Genomic DNA, 18,518 nt, shown 5'->3' on the forward strand with positions numbered 1-18,518 from the left:
GCTGCGCCCCACGGTGCCCGCCCCGCGCATGCCTCCGCCCGCTGCGTGCCCCGCTGGTTCCGTGGAGACGATGACGCAGGTGCTGGGGTTCCAAGGCTTCGGTGGAAGGATCGGCGCTGTCTTCCTCATTGACGGAAGGCTCGTCATCAGTGAGCGCATCCCCGTGCGCCCGGGGCAGGTGGTCACGCTCACCATGGGCAAGTCGCTGAGGAAGCTTCCCGCCAGAACCGTCTATGTCGGGCAGCTCCTCTTCGGGGAGGGGCGTGTCTATGGGCGCTTCACTCAGGCACGCACCCCCGATGGACAGACGTATTCCGTCTGTTTCGACCTCTACGACTCCTCGATAGACGGTCAGCGTGGGGTGGTGATGAAGCCTGGAAGCACTCCGGACGCCGCCATCATCTTCTCCTCTGTGAAGCTCAGTCCGGTGGAACGCTTCGAGTAACGGGACACCGAGCGCGGCGGGAGTGCAAGAAGGGAGGGGCCAACGTGGGAGGTTCCTGCTAGCTTCTCCACTTCGGAGGTTTCCCCGCCATGCCCTTTCCATACTCCACCGCCGCTCTGTTGCTGCTGCTGTTCCACCCGAGCGTTCCAACCCCTGCCCAGCCTGCCATGGCCTCCTGGGACATGTCGGGCGCGCCCCGCTTCACGGTGACGGCGGACTCGGCAGATGAGGTGCGGGAGGTGCCCATCAGCCCCAATCGCACCCTCACGTTGCTCTTCAACTTGCCCGTGCGGAGTGGGGGCGTCGTGATGGAGGAGCGGGAGCGTTTCCCCCAGGTGTCGTTATCGGAGGACGGGCGCATGCTCAACCTGCTGCCCTCGGACGAGCTGAAGACGGGCCAGCGGTTGCGGCTGACGGTGCGCTTCGCGGATGGCGCCACGCCCACGAGCGCGGATTTCACGCTGGTGGTGTCTCCGCGGGCCGAAGCGCAGGTGGAGGTGTACCGCGAGCCGCGCTCGTGCGACTCGCACCGGCAACAGGCGGAGGAGGTGGAGGCGAAGCACCAGCAATGCCAGACGCAGCTGGCACGTGAGCGCGCGCAGCGGGATGCGCCCCGGGGCGTCATCGGGCTGCTCGTCTTGCGGCAGATGGGGGAGGAGGGCATCCGCTCCAAGGTCATCACGGAGGAGGTCGCCCCGCGCCCCGGAGAAGCCTTCCGCGTGGAGCACGCGGTGAGCTACCGCGCCACGAGCGGAGAGGAGGAGGCCAAGGTGACACGGCTGGCGGTGGAGCTGACGCTCTGGAACGAGGGGGCCGAGCCCTGGATGCCCACGCACGCGCAGCTCGTGGGGGCGGGCGTGCGGTGGGACCTGGAGGTGTGGGCGCCGGGGCCCCTCGGGCCGGGCGGAAAGGACCGTGTGCTGGTGGAGGTGGAGCGGCCCGGGCGCGCGGCTCCTGGTACCTACGTGCTCAAGCTGTGGGACGCGGGGATGACCCGGACGGTCACCCTCTCGGGGGTGACTTTTCCGTGAGGGAAGACTCACCAGGTCTTCTTCCGCGTGCTAACCTCGGCGCGTCCCTTCACCGGAGCGCTGCCCATGTCCTCGTTTCCCGTTCCCACCCGGCGTCTGCCTCAACTGGCCCGATGGTTGCGCACCAACCGGGTGAATGCAGGGCTCACCCAGCAGCAGGTGGCCGAGGCCAGTGAGATCTTCACGGGCGTGTACGGCCGGATCGAGCGCGCGGGGATGATCCCCACCGAGCCCACGCTCCAGCGGATATGTCAGGTGTTGAAGCTGGATTACCCATCCCTGGTGGACCGGGTGACGCGCGGGGAGGAGCCCCCGGAGGACTGAAGCCAGACGAGCCGCTGGGTTGTCCCAGACAGATGTGTCGCCACCGACAACCCGCTCGCCTCGTAGGCCTCCAGCGCCGCCTGCGCCTCGGCTTCCCTCCAGTCGTTGCTTGTGGGGCCACCCCGGCACCCGTCACCCGTTCTGGAACCACTCGACTGGGATGCCCAGCGCAGCGAGGATCCGCTCCGGCGAGTTCTCGCCTTTGACCTCGTTGGCAATCTGGTAGGGCGGAAAATCTTGGGGCGGCCGTGCGAACTGCTCGATGCCCTCGCCTCCTCTCATCCTGGTCACAAAAAATATGTCCAGGCGTGGGGAGGCGGTCACCGCATATACTGTCGCATGAGAGAGTCGTTCCGATAAAATGATGTCAGCGAAATTCATGCCCCCTATTCCTCCAGAGAGGACGAGCCCTCGCGGCGTGTCCTTGAAATGGTAGCGCCCCGCTGGTAGTGGTTCGCCAAGGTCTTCTTCTAGCGTGCGTCGCGCCTCCTCCGCTGTGACTCCCTCGAGCAGTGCGACCGTAAGCAGCGGCGTTCTCGCAGAGCGCTCCGAAGTCGTATCGGCTCCAGGAAGCGGGCAGCCGAGAGATTTCGCCAGGGCCTCTGGACCCACGTCCTCCACCTCTCCCAAACCGTTTCTAAATGACATGACGAGCCACGGGTCGGTGGCGCGATTGATCGAGTACACGGGCTCTTCGAATTGGAGAGACAAATCCTCGGCGAACTGCAACTCAGCGCCCACGTCACGGAGGTCCGTCCCCACGATGGCATGGTAACGGCCACTGCCCGAAATGACCTCGAAGGACGGCGCTCGTTCGTCCGCATCCGACATCAATGCATCACGGACGTGGCTCTCGAGCCGGGCGGGCTCGCCGGGAGTCAGGATCGCCCAGAGAGGAATGCGGCTCATGGACTACCTCCGGACAAATCCTCTGGCATCCGGAGTGCCGCGCGCCACTGTTTCGTCTCCTCCAAAATCTTCGCCTCCTCTATGTGTATGAGCGGGGTGCCTCGTATGGTTACGCCCGGACGTCTACGGAACAGGCAACACCATTGAACCGCCCGCCCTACTCAGGATCCAAATTCCATGTGCCTTCCTCCCAATGTTTCAGGGCCATGATCGCATCAATAGCCGCAACTCCGCCCCCGGTGGCGGCTGCTTCCAGCACTGCTTTTGCTTCTGCGGTCCGATACCGCAGCAAGAACCCGGCGGCACTAACCCGTACATCTGCGCGAGGATGCTTGAGCAGAACGGTGAGCGCCTCACGTCCGGCATCACCCGCCAACCGCAGCTTCTTGAGCGCGGAAATGTAGCGACTGGCGTGCTTGTTGCCAGTCTTTGCGTCTCCACTCCTGATTGCTTCCGTCTGCGCGGCCACGTTCTCCGTAAACTCCTCTACGAGCCTCTCCAGATTTTTCGCCATCACCACTCTCCGGCTTTGATCTTTTCTATGACAAGCAGGCCAAACGAGCGCTGCTTTTCGTAGCTTTGAGTTCTTATCCACTCTCGCACGGTCAAGCTGTATGAGTTTGTGATGTTGGGTCTCTTCGAGGAGTAGAAAGCGCTGACCTCCGTATGGAGATCTTTGTCCAGTGGGATGACATTCTCAGTATTATGAAGAGCCTCGGAGCCGAAGCGCTTGCGGTTGAATTTGTGCTTTTCGACAAGATGATGCCATTCCAGTCCGTCGCCCGCCTTGCCCATGTAACGCTTGAAGGCCCTGAACGAACTGAAGGCGCGATACCCACCGGTGAGTGGTCTGCCGTCTTTCGTAGGCGCATTGGGCTTGAGTGCAGGGCGCACGCCGCCTCCGTTCCGCGCAGTCATGGACACGGCGTTGATTGGCAGGACAACGCGGATCGTCCCCTCGTTCACGGAAACAATGACTCGCTCGGCGCCGGTTGCCGCATCCATCAGGCGAAGCCCGGTGTTTGCCTCGGCTGTGCGCGAGGCTTGTCCGAAGCCCGGCAGCTTCGGCCCTTTCGAAATGAGCGCCGCCGTTTCACCTATCGCCGCCGTCGCCACCATGACGAGAATTCGCACGCTGTTGGGGCCGATGACTCTTCCAAACCTGTCACCCACCTCCCGCAGTTCCGCAAAGCTAGAGGCTTGCGGCGCATCTTCGTAAAGCTGCGCATAGGCTCGCAGCAGATCGAAGAACTCCCATCCGAGATAGCCCCACAGAAGCACGGAGAACGCGAGCGCAGCGCCCTTCGTGACGGGCTCGGGGGCAAGCAAGAGCGTCATGTAAGCCGTAATGGTGAAGCCAAGAGTAGCCAGCACCCGCGTAGGGTCGAGCATGGCCCGTACTTCCGCGTCCACGCCTTCCAGGGCGGGCCCCACCGCCAGGGCAAGGGCAATGCCGCGCTTATCGCTGGCTTGCAGATGGGGTCCGTCGTCAAACAAAGTCAGACAGTCGCCAGGAGTTCCACGCCGCTCGCAGAATCGCCCATAGGACCGCGCAAGGTCTGATTGCCACGCTTCGCCACTCAAAGGCGTGGACGCTAGTGCCAGCCTCCGGCCGACGTACAACGGTGGGCATGAGGTGGACACCCGCAGCGGGACTTGGAGCCAAAAGGTCGTCAGAGCAGCCGTAAGCTCGGAGTCACTGACCTGCACCGGCTGAAAGTCCGTGGGCAGGTTTGCAAAGACGGCCTCGCCCTCGCCTGTGTCCTCGTCATCAGCTTCCGCTTCCAGCGCCCACGTCTCTGGCGGGTCATGCGGCACAGGCGGATGGTAACGGTACGTCGCGCCCGTGGGGCCTCCCGTGGCGCACGCTGTAACCAGCATCAACACCGCCAGGGCCAGCGCCCCCACGCGCAAGAGCCGCCGTGTGTCCATGGGGCGCAAATCGACGGAATATTGCAAAATTGCCGCACCTCTCCGGGCAGGCCGCCCAATCGTTGGAAGCCCAAACGCGAAGATTACAGAGAATGACGGAGGCGTTGCCCGAGTGCAAGGTGGAGGACTGGAGCGTGCTGTTCTCCGATGACAACTGCTGGCGTGTCCGCGTGCTGACTGAGGTGCTGCAACTGCCAGGGGGGAGGAGTTCCGAACCGTCGTCGTTCTCGTCAGCATCCTGGCGCCCGTGTACGTCCGCTACACCTCCTTCCACCGGCACTTCAATGGACGATTCGAGACGCCGACCCTCTTCTACGAGGACGTGCCGGAGACGAAGCCCCATGCGGACCAGGTGGAGGCGCTGGTGCGCTCGGAGTTGGACGTGCAACCCCTGCCCCTCGAGACGCTCTTCACCCCGATCCCCGACATCCAGTGCCGCAACAAGTGGCTCGGCGAGGCCCGGCTCATCGACTGTCTCTTCACCGATGACCGCTGGTAGGCGCCCCGGAGGCGCCGGGTCGGAGACACCCGGCTTCACCCGCACATGGCAATGCCTCACTTCTGGAAGTCGTAGACGCTGCCCAGGTTGAGGATGCGTGTCAGCTCGTCCAGGGCCGTCATGGTCTCGCGAGCCAGCTTCGGGTCCGCCAGGTCCCTGGCGCGCAGGTCCTCGCGGTAGTGCCGCTTCACCCAGTGGGCGAGCGCCTCGTGCAACTCCGGGGTGTAGAAGACGTTGGCCTTCACCGCGGCGCGCTCGGCGTCCGTGAGCCACACGCGCTGGCGCAGGCACGCCGGACCGCCGCCGTTGTTCATCGACTGGCGCACGTCCAGGTAATACACGCGCTTCACCGGGTTGTTCTCCTCCACCACGCGCTCCAGGAAGCGCCGCGCGGGCCCCGTCTCCCGGCTCTCCTCGGGCGCGATGATGGCCATGGTGCCGTCCGGCAGCGTCAGCACCTGCGAGTTGAACGGGTAGGCCTTCACCGCGTCCCTCACCGGCAGCTCCTCGTTGGTGGCCAGCACGTACGTGAAGCCCTCGCCCAGCTTCTCGCGCAGCGTCTTCAGCAGCCCCTGCGGGTCCACGAAGGCCTGCTCGTGCAGCATGAGGAAGCTCTCGTTGCCCACCGCCACCACGTCCGTGTGGAAGGCGCCCGCGTCAATCCCCTCGGGAGCCTGCTGCGGCAGCAGCACCCGCGCCGGGTCCAACTGGTGGAGCCGCGCGAGCGCCTGGCTGGACTCGTACGTCTGCCGGGCGGGGAAACGGGTGGGGTGGCGCACATCGTCCCGCCACGCGCTCCGGCCCCAGGCGAGCACGTGCACCGCCTCGTGCCCCGGCGTCACCAGCCGGATGTGGTTGGCCGCGCCCTCGTCCGCGAAGTGCCCGCCACCCGGCAGCGGCGCGTGCACGGCGAAGTGCTTCTCGTCCGCGAAGATGGCGCGCAGCACGGCGTGCGTCGTCTCCGCCTCCAGCGCCCGGTGGAACATCTGCTGGAGGTTGGCCGGCGTCAGGTGCATGCGCCTGTCCGCCGTGTCCTCCGAGGGCGCTCCCGTGGCCGCGTTCGCCGTCCACATGGCCGCCGAGCTGGACGTCAGCCGCAGCAGGTGCTCGGCCTCCTTCCCGGCCCGGGTGATGACCTGCTCGTCCGTGCCCGTGAAGCCCAGGGCTCGCAGCGCCTCGAGCGAGGGCCTCGGCTGGGGGGGCAGCACCGCCTGCCCCACGCCCAGTCCCGCGACGAAGCGCATCTTCTCCAGGCCCTGGAGGGCCGCCTCGCGGGGGTGGCTCACCTCGCCGCCGTGCAGGGAGGACGCCAGGTTGCCCGGCGACAGGCCGCCATAATTGTGGGTGGGACCGACGATGCCGTCGAAGTTGTATTCGCGCATGGGATATGGAAACGCTCGTGGAGCGCCCACCCTTAGCAAAGCGTCTCAAGCGTTTCCTCCGCTACCTGCTCGTCCGTGCGGCATTGGCCATCGTCGGTGCCCTGCCGCTGGGGTTCGCCCGGTGGTTGGGGGCGGGCTTCGGCCGGTTCGCCTTCGCCGTGGCCGGCGGGGAGCGACGCAAGGCCTTGAAGTCACTGGCCCGGGCCTTCCCGGAGAAGTCCGACGCGGAGCGGCATGCGCTCGCCCGGGCCTCCTTCCGCCACCTGGGCATGGCCGCCTTCGAGGTGGGCGCCACCGCCGCCATGGACCGGCAACTCGAGCACCTGGTCCGCTGGGAGGCCGCGGACCGGGGCGTCCTGGAGGCGGCGCTCGCCCGGGGCAAGGGGGTCGTCTTCGTGTCCGGCCATGTGGGCAACTGGGAGTTGCTGGCCCGGCGGGTGGCGCGCGCGGGCTACCCCAGCCAGAGCATCGCCAAGGAGACCACGGACCCGCGGCTCACCACGCTCGTCGAGCGCTTCCGCGCCCAGGGCGGGGTGCGCAGCATCTGGCGCGGCCAGGAGGGCGCGGCCCGGGCCATGCTGCGCGCCCTCAAGGCCGGAGAAATCCTCGGGTTGCTCATCGACCAGGACACGAAGGTGCAGTCCGTCTTCGTCCCCTTCTTCGGGGAGCTGGCCGCCACCCCGCGCGCGGCGGCGGACCTGGCGCTGCGCACGGGGGCGGCGGTGGTGGTGGGCTTCTGTCAGCGTGAAGGCGACGGTTACCGCCTGTGGATGGAAGAGGTGCCCTGGAGTGCGAGCGGGGACCGCGAGGCGGATGCCGTGACGCTCACGGCCGCTCTCTCGCTGAGCATCGAGGCGGCCATCCGCAGGGCCCCCGAGCAATGGGTGTGGATGCATCAGCGTTGGAAGACCCGTCCCACCCCTGCCCGGTGATAGAGATACGCCTCGTGCGACGTACCCTCCTCAGCCTCCTCGCCCTCCTGGCGGCCTGCTCCCAGAAGCCGGCCGCCGAAGATGCCTCCGCGCCTCCCGCCGTGGTGATGCATGGGGTGCGGCTGCGCTCGTACGACGGCAGCACCCTGTCCATGACGGGCGAGGCCGTGCAGGCCACCTGGGACCGGACGGGCGAGCTCACCGCCACCCAGGCCACCGTGAACGTGCCGGACAAGGGCGCCCAGGGCGGCGGCCAGCCGGGCGGCACGACGGTGCGCGCGAAGCTCATGGAGGGCAACCCGGGCGCGCGGCAACTGGTGGCCTCGGGAGACGTGGAGGTGCGCACGGCCTCCGGCCTGGTGGCGCACACCCCGCGAGCCACTTATGACGGGACGCAGCAGGTGGCGAGCGGCACGGAGGGGGTGGTGGTGGTGGGAGCCAATGGCCGCATGCGGGCGGACTCCTTCTCGCTGTCCTTCCCCACGGGGCGGTTCGACTTCGAGGGCTCGGTGCAGACCATCGTCGAGGGGGCCACGCCGTGATTGAGTACCTGGTCACGGCCTTCTTCGTCGCCCAGCCGGTGCAGCCCGCGGCGGCCACCGCCAGCACGGGCACTCGCGCCACCCCCACGGCCGCGGTCTCCCCCAAGGGCGGCGAGACGGAGATCACCTCCAAGCGGATGACCATCCTGCGCGACCAGTCCACCCTCATGTTCAAGGAGGACGTGCGGGCGAAGCGCGACTCGATGGACCTGCGGTGCGACGAGCTCACCGCGCACTACGCGCGGTACGGTGGCAAGTACACGGCGACGCGCGGCGAGTGCGTGGGCCACGTGCGCGCGGTGGATGGCGAGCGCACCGCCCAGGGCGAGCGGGCGGACTTCGACGTGCCTGGCCGCCTGCTGGTGGTGACGGGCAATCCCGAGGCCCAGGACCCGGCGGCCCACCTCAAGGGCTCCGAGCTGCGCCTGATGTTGGGCAGCCAGAACTTCGAGGTGAAGGACGCCACCGTCACCTTCAAGTCGGCGCCGATCGAGGCGAAGGGCGCCTCGCAGAATAACCCCGTGGTCATCACGTCCAAGCGGGTGTCCGGCACGCGTGCCCAGGCTGTCTTCTCGGGCGATGTAACGGTGAAGCACCGGACCATGGATTTGCGGTGCGACAAACTGACCGCCTACTACAACGGCTCGCGCGAGGTGACGCGGGCCGATTGCGTGGGCAACGTGCGCGCGGTGGATGGAGACCGCCGGGCGAAGGGGGAGCGGGCCCGCCTCAACGTCCCCACCGGCATGCTGGTGGTGACGGGCAATCCCGAGGCGGAGGATCCGATGATCCACTTCCGGGGCACACAGGTGCGCATGGCCCTTGGGGGCAAGAGCTTCGAGGGGGATGACGCCACCGTCGTCTTCAAGACGGCGCCCCTGAAGGAGCAGGAGCAGCGGCGCAAGGACAAGACGGGGGGAACGAAGCAGCCATGACGAGTCATCTCCACGCAGAGGGCCTGCGGAAGAGCTTCCGCAAGCGCCGGGTGGTGCAGGGCGTGTCCTTCCATGTCGCGCAGGGCGAGGTGGTGGGGCTGCTCGGCCCCAACGGCGCCGGCAAGACGACGAGCTTCAACATGGTGGTGGGCCTGGTGCGGCCCGACGCGGGACGGGTGCGCGTGGACAACGAGGACCTCACGTCCCTGCCCATGCACCGCCGGGCCCTGCGCGGCCTGGGCTACCTCCCGCAGGAGGCCTCCGTCTTCCGCAAGCTCACGGTGCACGAGAACTTCCTCTCCGTGCTGGAGCTGCAGAAGGGCCTGGACAAGGCCGCCCGCGAGCGCCGCGCCCGCGAGCTGCTCGAGGAGTTCGGCCTGAGCCACGTGGCCTGGTCCTTCGGTGAGACGCTCTCCGGTGGCGAGCGCCGCCGCGCGGAGATCGCCCGCTCGCTCATCCCCAACCCCCGCTTCATCCTCTTCGACGAGCCCTTCGCCGGCGTGGACCCCATCAACGTGGGCGACCTCCAGCGGCAGATCGCCCACCTGAAGTCCCGCGGCCTCGGTGTCCTCATCACCGACCACAACGTCCAGGACACCCTGGGCATCTGCGATCGCGCCTACATCATCGCACAGGGTGAAATCCTGGAGGAGGGCACCCCGCAGCAGATTGCCTCCTCGGCCCGGGCGCGGGCGGTGTACCTCGGGGAGCGATTCCGCTTGCAGTCGGTCTGAGAGCCGAAATTCCGGCCTCGCGGGGAGCTCGCCGGCCAGCCGGAGCCCCTCGCCCTGGCACGCCGGCACGTCCATTGCCGAACGTCTCCATGTTGCTCGGAGACAGTGCAAGTAGGCGGAATAAAAGAAGAATTTCACAAAATGCAAAGGACGGGCCGGACTCTCGGACACTGGACGAAGTCAGGGGGCCTTGCTACTTTGGCACGGTCCTTGATGGCGGGCCGCCGTCGAGTCGATTGTTGAAACGGGCGGGAGATAGAGAATGGCGATGGAACTCAAGCAGAGCCTGAAGCTGTCGCAGCAGCTGGTGATGACGCCCCAGCTGCAGCAGGCCATCAAGCTGCTGCAACTCTCGCGGATGGAGCTGCTGGAGCAGGTCCGCGAGGAGATGGACCAGAACCCCCTCCTGGAGCAGCCCGACGAGGCGCCCTTTGGCGATACGTCCGACAAGGAGCCGGGCGAGGCCTCCATGGAGGCGGCGAACACGGAGATGCCGGCGGGGGTGGAGGCCCGGACTCCGGACGCGGCACCCGAGTTCAAGGCGGATGGGGATGGCCCGCCGGAGATCGACTGGGAGGCCTACCTCAACAGCTACCAGTTCAACGAGCCCACGACCGCCTCCAACAAGGGCAACGTGGCGACCGAGGACATGCCTTCCTTCGAAGCCAACCTGGTGGAGAAGGAGGACCTGGTCGATCACCTCCAGGAGCAGCTCGGGACGCTGCGGCTCAACGAGGCCGAGCGGCGCATCGGGATGCTGATCCTGGGCAACCTGGACCACGACGGCTACCTGAAGCTGGAGGAGGTGGAGGGAGATCCGCTCATCCGCCTGGCCAACGAGGCGGACGTGCCCATGGGGCTGGCCGAGCGCACGCTGCGCCGCATCCAGAACCTGGAGCCCAAGGGCTGCGCCGCGCGCGACTTGCAGGAGTGCCTGCTCATCCAGGTGTCGGCGCTGAAGGACAAGCACGCGCCGCTGCTGGGGATGATCATCAAGCGGCACATGAAGTACCTCGAGAGCAAGAACCTTCCGGCGATCGCGAAGGACCTGAAGGTGCCGCTCGAGGAGGTGGTGGAGGCGTCCAAGCTGCTGCCGAAGCTGGACCCGAAGCCGGGCCGCAACTTCAGCGGGGACGACGCGCAGTACATCACCCCGGACGTGTTCGTCTACAAGATGGGCGAGGACGAGTACACGGTGGTGCTCAACGACGACGGCCTGTCGAAGCTGAGGATTTCGGGCACGTACCGCAACGCGCTGAAGAGCGGCGGGGTGGGGCCGGGGCAGACGAAGGAGTTCATCCAGGAGAAGCTGCGCAGCGCGCAGTGGCTCATCCGCTCCATCCACCAGCGCCAGCGCACCATCTACAAGGTCACCGAGAGCATCGTGAAGTTCCAGAAGGACTTCCTGGACAAGGGGATTGCCCACCTCAAGCCGCTGATTCTGCGGGACGTGGCCGAGGACATCGGGATGCACGAGTCGACGGTGTCGCGCGTGACGACGAACAAGTACGTGCACACGCCGCAGGGCATCTTCGAGCTGAAGTACTTCTTCAACTCGTCCATTGCCCGCGTGTCCGGCGAGGACACGGCGAGCGAGGCGGTGAAGCACCACATCAAGCAGCTGGTGTCGCAGGAAGATCCGCGCAATCCGTACTCGGACCAGAAGATCGTGGAGCTGCTGAAGGCGCAGGGGACGGAGATCGCCCGGCGCACGGTGGCCAAGTACCGCGAGGTGCTGGGCATCCTCCCGAGCAGCAAGCGCAAGCGTTACTTCTGAGCCCCACTCCCCTCTCCCCCCGGGAGAGGGACGGGGTGAGGGTATAGGGGGCGCTTGGGTTGCCCCCTGGCCCGCCTACTTGCGCGAAGCCACGGCGCCCGAGAGATCGGGCATGCCCACCGGGGTGGTGGGAGGGGCCTTCAGATTCGGGTCGTTGATGCTGTCGACGATGGCCACCATGTCTCCTACCTTCAGCGCGTTGTAGAGGGCGATGATGTCTGCGTTGTCGTGACGGATGCACCCGTGCGAGACGTCCTCGCCGAGGTGTGCGGGAGCGCTGGTGCCATGGAGCTCCTCGCCCGAGCGGGAGCCATCGGACCACGAGAGGTCGATGAGGCGAGGCCCGAAGACGGGCCCACCCCACAGCTTCTTGCCGAGGGCGAGCGTCTGGGGCTCGTCGAGCTTGCCCGTCACCTTCTTCAGGCCGGGGTCCGTCTGGGTGGCGCGAGTGCCCACGGCGTTGCCGAAGATGGACTGGAGCTTGCCCTGGGCGTCGAAGAGGAAGGTGCGGTGCTCGTTCTTCACCACCACCACGCGCACGGGCGTGCCCTTGTAGTGGGGCACCGGCAGGTGCTGGCCCTGTCCACGCTGTCCCGGGGGCGGGGCGAGCGCATCGAGGGCGCGCAGGGTGGCGGCGTCCACCTTGCCGGTGGCCTGTACCGCGAGGAAGGCCGGGCGGGCATGCACCTGGAAGTTGCGCACGGCCTTGGTCGACTGCGCGCCAAAGGCGCCATCCGCGCCTCCGGGCACGCTGAAGCCCATGTCGGCGAGCGCCTGCTGCACGGCGCGCACGCCCGGTCCCTTCGAGCCCACGCCGAGCGAAGTCTGTCCGGCGAGCACTCCCGCCAACTCCGGCACCTGGGCGAAGCGCTCGTTGCGCGGGGCGGCGGGGGGAGTCGAGGAGCCAGCGGAATCAGCGGTCATGGTGCACCCGGAGTCACAGGAGAGCGGTGGCCTTCGAGCTTAGCGCTCCTGCCGGTGGCGGGGACATCCACCCTGGTATACGTGTCGTCCATCGACATGAGCGCGAACGATCCCATCCTCCACCGAGAGCCCACGCCCCTCGTCGTCCCGCCGGTGACGCTGGAGGGCCAGTCCGTCCGTCTGGAGCCGCTGGCGATGAGCCATGCCCCCGCGCTGGCCACGGTGGCCGAGCCCGACATCTTCGAGCACTTCAACGTGGTGCTGCGCTCGCTCGGGGACATGGAGGCGTACATCGCCGACACACTGGCGGCGGCGGAGCGCGGGGTGGAGCGCCCCTTCGTCATCATCGAGAAGGAGACGGGCTCGCCGGTGGGCAGCACGCGCTACCTGGACATCCAGCGCAAGCACCGCACCCTGGAGATTGGCGGCACGTGGTTGGCGAAGCGCGTGTGGCGCTCGCGGGTGAACACCGAGTGCAAGTACCTGCTGCTGCGCCACGCCTTCGAGGAGCTGAAGGTGATGCGGGTGCAGCTCAAGACGGACCGGCGCAACACGCGCTCGCGGGCGGCCATCGAGCGCATCGGTGGCCGCTTCGAGGGCATCCTCCGCCACCACATGCTGGTGCGCGGCGACGTGGTCCGCGACTCCGCCTACTACGGCTTCATCGATAGCGAGTGGCCCGAGGTGAAGACGCGTCTGGAGTCGATGCTCACCGGGCGCTGAGCTCGAGCGCGTCCTCCAGCAGGCCTACCCGGATGCGGGGGAGGTAGAGGCGCTCCGCCCGCTGTCGGCCCGCGCGTCCCAGGGCCTGCCTCTCTCCGGGGTCCACCACCCAGCGCGCGAGCACTTCCGCGAGGGCGTCCGCCCGGGGCGCCACCCGGGCTCCACACGTCTCGTCGACGATCTCCCGTGCGCCGCCCATGTCCGTCGTCAGCACCGGCAGGCCCGCGTACATCGCCTCGACGAAGACGATGCCGAAGCCCTCGGGTACCTCGTTGGGGTGGCAGAACAGGTCCGCTCCGGCGAACAGCCGAGGGACGTCCGTGCGCTGGCCGAGGAAACGCACCCGGTCCGTCAGCCCCCACCGTGCCGCCTGCGCGCGCAGGCGCTCCACGTAGGCCTGTTCCTCCGGACGTTGCGCGCCTCCCACCACCAGGCACTCCCACGCCGCGCCGCACCCCAGCTTCGCCAGGGCCTCCAGCAACAGCGCGTGTCCCTTTCCCGGCTCCATCCGGCTCAACTGGAGGATGACCGTTGTGTCCTCGGCCACGCCCCATTCCTGGCGCACGGACTGACGCACTCCGGGCTCCTTCGGGGTGCGGTCCTCGACGGGACAGCCGGCGACGAGCGGCCTGGGCCGGGGCACCAGGGCCGAGACGGAGCCGGCCGTGAACTCCGAGTTGGTGAGGAACGCATCGGGGGGAAACCGCGCCATCAACCGATCCAACGGGTGATGGGGGTCCACCCGGCTGTGCACGAAGAGCGCCTGCCGGTAGCCGAGCAGCGCAGGAGCCGCGACGAGCTTCAGCCACGTGGAGTGGTACACCACCAGGTCCGGGTTCCACGCGCGCAGCATCCGGCGCAGCCGCAGTTGGGGCCCCACGAGCGTCCACGGCCTCCCCAGCCGCGCCGGGCCGAGCACCTCCACCGAGGCACCCGCCGCACGCAGCTCCGTGGCCAGCCGGCCCTCGAAGAACAGCGCGAAGCGGTGCTCCAGCCGCCGGGGCGACTTCGCCAGCGTCACCAGGAAGGTCTCCACGCCTCCATACAGGTTTCCCGCCGCCAGATGGAGCACTCGGCCGGCCACGTTGCCTCCTCGCCGCCGCGTCCTACCCCCTGACCGGGGGCTCCGGCGCGACGCGAATCATCCGCTTGCCGATGTTGGCCCCGTGCAGCAGGCCCATCAAGGCCCGTGGTGCGTTCTCCAGCCCGTCGATGATGTCCTCGCGCACCTTCAGCCGCCCCTCGGCCACCCAGCCCGCCAGGGCCTGCTCGGCCTGTCTCCGGCGGCCGTAGAAGTCCATCACGATGAAGCCCTCCAGGCGCAGCCGGCGGATGGACAGCAGGCCCGGAACGCCGAGCAGCCTCGGGGGTGGTGTCTCGGTGTCGAGGATGGACACGCAGCCGCAGCAGACGATGCGCCCGTGGGTCTTCATCCGGAACAGCGCCGCCTGGAACACCGCGCCGCCCACGTTGTCGAAGTAGACGTCCACGCCCTCGGAGCAACAGGCCGCCAGCCGCTCGGAGAGCTCTCCGGACTGGTAGTCGATGGCCGCGTCGAAGCCGAGCTCCTCCGTGAGCCAGCGGCACTTCTCCGGGCCTCCGGCGATGCCGATGACGCGGCATCCGTGGAGCTTCGCGATCTGCCCCGCGAACGAGCCCACCGCTCCCGCCGCCGCCGACACCAGCACCGTCTCTCCGGCGCGCACCCGTCCTACCTCCAGCATGCCGAAGTACGCCGTCTTCCCCGTCACCCCGAGCACGCTCATCCAGTGGGACAGCGGTTTCCTCGGCTCCAGCTCGTGGAGCGCGTCCCCTGGGAGCACGGCGTAGTCCTGCCAGCCGCCATCGCACTCGACGAGGTCTCCGGGGCGGAAGCGCGCGTCCCGCGAGTCCACCACCTCGTTGAGCGTGAACCCGGCCATCACCTCGCCTGGCTCGATGGGCGGACGGTAGGTGGGGTCGGGGAACATCCACACCCGGTTGGCCGGATCGATGGAGAGATAGAGGGTGCGTGTCAGCACCTCTCCGGGACCGGGCGCGGGCACGGGGGCTTCGCGGTAGTCGAAGTCGGACTCTCGCAGCCGGCCCTCGGGCCTGCGCGCCAGGAGGAACTGGCGGTTGATGGCGGACATGTCGTGCGCCTCCTTCGTGGTTCCAAGAGGGAAGGGCAGGGGCACGGTGTGTGATGGGCATCCGAGGGTGGGGCTCGCCCGTCCGCCCGGCTGGCTCGGGGGGGGGCGTCGCGGACCGGGCCATTCCCGAGGGTGGTGGTAGGGTGACGCGATGGCTTCCGCTTCCTCTCTTCGTTTCGTCGTTGGCGCGCTCGCCGCGTGGGGACTGCTCGCCGGCTGTGGCCGCACCGTGGCCCAGCCCGCCACCCTCGTGGACCTGAAGGACCGCACCCTGAAGTTCACCCTCACGGACGTGGACTCCCTCGAACGGGACTCCACCGTGGGCGCGCACCGCTTCACCCTCGTGTTCTCCGAGGGCCTCACCTGCGCCCGGCTCGCGGACGGCGTCACCGCCACGCTCAATGGCCAACCCATGAAGCTCGAGCCCGGGGGCGTGCCGGACACCGGTGTCGGCGGGCGCGAGGTGTGTGAGTCGCCGCGCGCCACCTTCGACTTCGACCCCGAGCGCTGGGACAACGAGCCCACCGAGGACCTCCGCATCATCCTCCAGGACGACACCCACTCGATGGTGCTCGTCCTGCGCGATGCCAAGGCCAAGCGGCGCTTCCTGCGCGAGAGCGGCTCGCCGGGCACCCTGCGGCGCAATCAGGCCTACTCCTATGCGTGGCTGCCGGAGACCGATGTCCTCCAGGGGCCCACGAAGGCCAGCCTCATCCACAAGAACACCGGCGCCCTGGGCGTGCTCGACGTGCAGCAGGAGGGCAATACGTCCCGCTTCACCGTTCCCCCCGAGACCGTGGAGGGCCAGTTCATCCTGCGGATGAGTGGTACCGCCGTCGCGCAGGTGCTCACCTGTGAAGGCGTGGCCCGCTGCGAGGGCGGTCTCTACCACTCGGGGGACGTGGACGTGACCGTCAGCCCCTGAGCCCGCTCGCCTCCCTGGCGAGGGTTCCTCCTCCAGCGGTTGCCGGGGTCCCGCCCCCTCCCCACCCTGGGGAGGGTAGGCAACCCGAGAGGACCCCACCATGGCTCAGAAGAATCCGCGCGAAGCAGGACCCAAGCCTCCTCTGCCCCCCCAGGAGCAGCAGCACCCTGGACTCGAGGAGCAGATGTCGCCCGAGCCGGACTACGGCCTCACGAGCTACAAGGGGCTCGGCCGGTTGAAGGACAGGGTGGTGCTCGTGACGGGTGGGGACAGTGGCATTGGCCGTGCGGTGTGTCTGGCCTTCGCCCGTGAAGGCGCGGACGTGGCCTTCGCCTACCTCAACGAGGATCCGGACGCCGAGGTCACCCGCAAGGTGGTCGAGGACTCGGGCCACCAGGTGCTCGCGCTCAAGGGCGACATTTCCGACGAGAGCGTGTGCCGCCGCATCATCGAGGACACGGTGAAGCGCTTCGGCCGCATCGACGTGCTCGTCAACAACGCGGCCTACCAGGGCAAGAAGGTGGAGAAGTTCGAGGAGCTCACGGCCGAGCGCGTCGAGCGCACCTTCCGCACCAACATCATCGCGATGTTCAACCTGGTGCGGTACGCGCTGCCGCACATGAAGGCGGGGGCCTCCATCATCAACACGGCCTCCATCCAGGCCTACCAGCCGTCACCGGGCATCCTCGACTACGCGTGCACCAAGGGCGCCATCGTCACCTTCACCAAGGGTCTGGCGCAGGAGCTCATCGAGCGCGGCATCCGCGTCAACTGCGTGGCGCCGGGCCCGGTGTGGACGCCGCTCATCCCGCAGTCCTTCGACGCCGAGAAGGTGAAGAAGTTCGGCCAGCAATCGCCCATGGGCCGACCCGCGCAGCCGGTGGAGCTGGCGCCTTCGTACGTGTTCCTGGCCTCGGACGAGTCGCGTTACGTGAACGGGGAAATCATCGGCGTCACGGGCGGACAGGTTCTCGCCTGAGCCGCGGGACCGCGCGTGGAGGCTGCGGGTTCGATTCCCGCCGCTTCCACTTTTCTACGCCGTGCTTACGGGTGGTTGGCAGCTTCCTCCATCCGTGTTGCACGTATGTCGCATGCGGGCGCAGAGGGCCGGTCGAGAACCCCGACCGCCTCTCTGCGCGTGTCCGGGCTCAGGTGGGCATAGCGCTCCGTCATGTCGATGGTCGCGTGCCCCATCAGCTCCTTGATGACCGTCAGCGGTATCCCCCTCATGGCGAGGTGGCTGCCGTAGGTGTGCCGCAGGTCATGCCAGCCGATACGGCCCTGCTCGCGGGTGATGCCCGCCCGCTGGAGGGCCCGGCGCAGTGGCAGCTTGAGCAGCCCGTCAGTAAGCGGCCGACCATCCTCCTGGCAGAACACGTAAGGGCCGCGCAGGTGCCGGTGCCCCTTGAGCGCGTCTACTGCCGAGCCCGGCAGCTCTACCGTCCGCTCGCGTCCGCCCTTGGGCAAGCCCGAGACACCACGCCAGATGGTACGGCGGACGTGCAGCTTGCCGCGCTGGAAGTCCACGTCGCCCCACTGGAGCCCGATCAGCTCTCCTTGCCGCAGCCCCGCCTTGAGCGCCACCAGGAGCAGCGCTCGCCATTCCGGCTCGGCGGCGTTGCTCAGGCGCTCGGCCTCCTCGAAAGTGAGGAAATCAAAGGGCGGCTTCGGCAGCTTCGCGAAGAGCCTCACGCGCGGGGCCTGCTCGATGACCCGCTGCTCTTCCGCGACCGCCAGCAGCTTGCTCAACACCGTCAACACGTTGTTGATGGTTTTGAGGCTCAGCGGCTTTGGTTCCTCGCCGTTGCGCTTGCGGAGGGCTGCCCGCGTGGGGGCCTCCTTCCGGGCGCGCGCTGCCGACTTCTTCTTGCGCATGACAGCCTTGAAATCCTCCATCTCCGCCGGGCCAATGGCAGCCAGCACCATTTTACCAAAAAACGGCAGAATGTGAGCCTCTAGGATTTGGCTCTTGCTGACGACGCTGGAGTGCTTGTTGTTGTTCTCGCTGTAGGTGAGGAAGCGCGGGGCGAACTCCGCCAACGTCATGGGGCGCTCCCCGGTGTTGTTCTCCTTTCCGAAGGTTCCATTGAGGAGGGAGGCGCGCAACTCGCGCTCGTACTGCTCGGCCCCCCGGCGCGTCTGCACGGGCGAGAACTTCACGACTCGCTGTCGCCGTCCGTCCGAGTGGTGGAACATGAAGTCCACTTGCCAAGCCTCCTCGACCTTCCCTGCCTTGTTCTGCCACTTCCGCAATCTGACGCTCATTTCCGACTCCCGAGCGCAGAATCACGGCCCTTACCGGCTGTCCACTCTAGCAAGGCAGCGCGGCGGATGCGGAGGGTTTTTCCGATGCGAGCGACGCCGGGAACCTG

19 protein-coding genes and 1 pseudogene are annotated in these 18,518 nt (G+C 67.6%); 12 read left to right on the top strand and 8 right to left on the bottom strand.

Annotated features, from left to right (window positions below):
- The 3 genes and pseudogenes from Q664_RS59465 to Q664_RS33115 all read left to right on the top strand — a co-directional run.
- Positions 1 to 445, top strand: a pseudogene (locus tag Q664_RS59465) (serine/threonine protein kinase); the annotation flags it as partial.
- A gap of 89 nt (positions 446 to 534) precedes the next feature.
- A complete protein-coding gene (locus Q664_RS33110) occupies positions 535 to 1,476 on the top strand; it encodes a DUF2381 family protein (protein WP_052518978.1) in 942 nt (313 codons plus the stop codon).
- 66 nt (positions 1,477 to 1,542) lie between these two features.
- A complete protein-coding gene (locus Q664_RS33115) occupies positions 1,543 to 1,800 on the top strand; it encodes a helix-turn-helix domain-containing protein (protein WP_043404740.1) in 258 nt (85 codons plus the stop codon).
- A gap of 132 nt (positions 1,801 to 1,932) precedes the next feature.
- Here Q664_RS33115 and Q664_RS33120 read toward each other — a convergent pair whose 3' ends face one another.
- The 3 genes from Q664_RS33120 to sitA5 form a co-directional block, all read right to left on the bottom strand.
- On the bottom strand, positions 1,933 to 2,709 hold the full coding sequence (locus Q664_RS33120; protein ID WP_043404743.1) for a hypothetical protein: 777 nt from the start codon (positions 2,707 to 2,709) through the stop codon (positions 1,933 to 1,935).
- 157 nt (positions 2,710 to 2,866) lie between these two features.
- Positions 2,867 to 3,223 carry a DUF2019 domain-containing protein gene (locus Q664_RS55360; protein WP_075207575.1) on the bottom strand — a complete coding sequence of 119 codons (357 nt, stop codon included), beginning with the start codon at positions 3,221 to 3,223 and terminating at the stop codon, positions 2,867 to 2,869.
- Positions 3,223 to 4,641, bottom strand: a complete 1,419-nt coding sequence (gene sitA5, locus Q664_RS33125) for a SitA5 family polymorphic toxin (protein WP_075207576.1) — start codon at positions 4,639 to 4,641, stop codon at positions 3,223 to 3,225. Before sitA5 ends, Q664_RS55360 begins: the two co-directional genes overlap by 1 nt.
- A gap of 247 nt (positions 4,642 to 4,888) precedes the next feature.
- Between sitA5 and Q664_RS33130 the strand changes: the two genes are divergently transcribed.
- On the top strand, positions 4,889 to 5,140 hold the full coding sequence (locus tag Q664_RS33130) for a hypothetical protein (protein WP_043404745.1): 252 nt from the start codon (positions 4,889 to 4,891) through the stop codon (positions 5,138 to 5,140).
- 56 nt (positions 5,141 to 5,196) lie between these two features.
- Here Q664_RS33130 and astB read toward each other — a convergent pair whose 3' ends face one another.
- Positions 5,197 to 6,522, bottom strand: a complete 1,326-nt coding sequence (gene astB, locus Q664_RS33135) for an N-succinylarginine dihydrolase (protein WP_043404747.1) — start codon at positions 6,520 to 6,522, stop codon at positions 5,197 to 5,199.
- Between the two features lie 17 nt (positions 6,523 to 6,539).
- Here astB and Q664_RS33140 point away from each other — a divergent pair, with 17 nt between their 5' ends.
- The 5 genes from Q664_RS33140 to rpoN all read left to right on the top strand — a co-directional run bounded on the left by Q664_RS33140 (position 6,540) and on the right by rpoN (position 11,442).
- A complete protein-coding gene (locus tag Q664_RS33140; protein ID WP_052518981.1) occupies positions 6,540 to 7,454 on the top strand; it encodes a lysophospholipid acyltransferase family protein in 915 nt (304 codons plus the stop codon).
- 14 nt (positions 7,455 to 7,468) lie between these two features.
- The gene (gene lptC, locus Q664_RS33145; RefSeq protein WP_043404753.1) at positions 7,469 to 7,996 is read left to right on the top strand and encodes an LPS export ABC transporter periplasmic protein LptC; all 528 of its coding nucleotides are present in this window, start codon (positions 7,469 to 7,471) and stop codon (positions 7,994 to 7,996) included.
- Positions 7,993 to 8,931 carry an LptA/OstA family protein gene (locus tag Q664_RS53000; RefSeq protein ID WP_052518980.1) on the top strand — a complete coding sequence of 313 codons (939 nt, stop codon included), beginning with the start codon at positions 7,993 to 7,995 and terminating at the stop codon, positions 8,929 to 8,931. The genes lptC and Q664_RS53000 overlap by 4 nt, the downstream gene beginning before the upstream one ends.
- A complete protein-coding gene (gene lptB / locus Q664_RS33155) occupies positions 8,928 to 9,665 on the top strand; it encodes an LPS export ABC transporter ATP-binding protein (RefSeq protein ID WP_043404756.1) in 738 nt (245 codons plus the stop codon). The genes Q664_RS53000 and lptB overlap by 4 nt, the downstream gene beginning before the upstream one ends.
- A gap of 262 nt (positions 9,666 to 9,927) precedes the next feature.
- Positions 9,928 to 11,442, top strand: a complete 1,515-nt coding sequence (gene rpoN, locus Q664_RS33160) for an RNA polymerase factor sigma-54 (RefSeq protein ID WP_043404759.1) — start codon at positions 9,928 to 9,930, stop codon at positions 11,440 to 11,442.
- Positions 11,443 to 11,517: 75 nt separating this feature from the next.
- Here the strand turns inward: rpoN and Q664_RS33165 are convergent, their stop codons facing one another.
- The gene (locus Q664_RS33165) at positions 11,518 to 12,366 is read right to left on the bottom strand and encodes a L,D-transpeptidase family protein (RefSeq protein WP_043404762.1); all 849 of its coding nucleotides are present in this window, start codon (positions 12,364 to 12,366) and stop codon (positions 11,518 to 11,520) included.
- A 96-nt stretch (positions 12,367 to 12,462) separates the two neighbouring features.
- Here Q664_RS33165 and Q664_RS33170 point away from each other — a divergent pair, with 96 nt between their 5' ends.
- Positions 12,463 to 13,089, top strand: coding sequence for a GNAT family N-acetyltransferase (locus tag Q664_RS33170; RefSeq protein ID WP_043404786.1), 627 nt, complete (start codon positions 12,463 to 12,465; stop codon positions 13,087 to 13,089).
- Here the strand turns inward: Q664_RS33170 and Q664_RS33175 are convergent.
- Positions 13,076 to 14,173, bottom strand: coding sequence for a glycosyltransferase (locus Q664_RS33175; RefSeq protein ID WP_043404764.1), 1,098 nt, complete (start codon positions 14,171 to 14,173; stop codon positions 13,076 to 13,078). The two genes, Q664_RS33170 and Q664_RS33175, sit on opposite strands and share 14 nt — an antisense overlap.
- Positions 14,174 to 14,195: 22 nt before the next feature.
- Positions 14,196 to 15,221 (bottom strand): NADP-dependent oxidoreductase, encoded by a 1,026-nt coding sequence (locus Q664_RS33180; protein WP_043404765.1) that lies wholly within the window; start codon positions 15,219 to 15,221, stop codon positions 14,196 to 14,198.
- Positions 15,222 to 15,372: 151 nt separating this feature from the next.
- Here Q664_RS33180 and Q664_RS33185 point away from each other — a divergent pair, with 151 nt between their 5' ends.
- Both Q664_RS33185 and Q664_RS33190 read left to right on the top strand, forming a co-directional pair.
- Positions 15,373 to 16,146 carry a hypothetical protein gene (locus Q664_RS33185; protein WP_043404767.1) on the top strand — a complete coding sequence of 258 codons (774 nt, stop codon included), beginning with the start codon at positions 15,373 to 15,375 and terminating at the stop codon, positions 16,144 to 16,146.
- A gap of 100 nt (positions 16,147 to 16,246) precedes the next feature.
- Positions 16,247 to 17,125: an SDR family oxidoreductase gene (locus tag Q664_RS33190; protein WP_043404769.1), complete on the top strand. Its 879-nt coding sequence runs from the start codon at positions 16,247 to 16,249 to the stop codon at positions 17,123 to 17,125.
- A gap of 65 nt (positions 17,126 to 17,190) precedes the next feature.
- Here the strand turns inward: Q664_RS33190 and Q664_RS33195 are convergent, their stop codons facing one another.
- Positions 17,191 to 18,411: a tyrosine-type recombinase/integrase gene (locus Q664_RS33195; RefSeq protein WP_043404772.1), complete on the bottom strand. Its 1,221-nt coding sequence runs from the start codon at positions 18,409 to 18,411 to the stop codon at positions 17,191 to 17,193.
- Between the last annotated feature and the right edge of the window lie 107 nt (positions 18,412 to 18,518).

This window comes from Archangium violaceum Cb vi76 (assembly GCF_000733295.1).
Lineage (GTDB): Bacteria > Myxococcota > Myxococcia > Myxococcales > Myxococcaceae > Archangium > Archangium violaceum.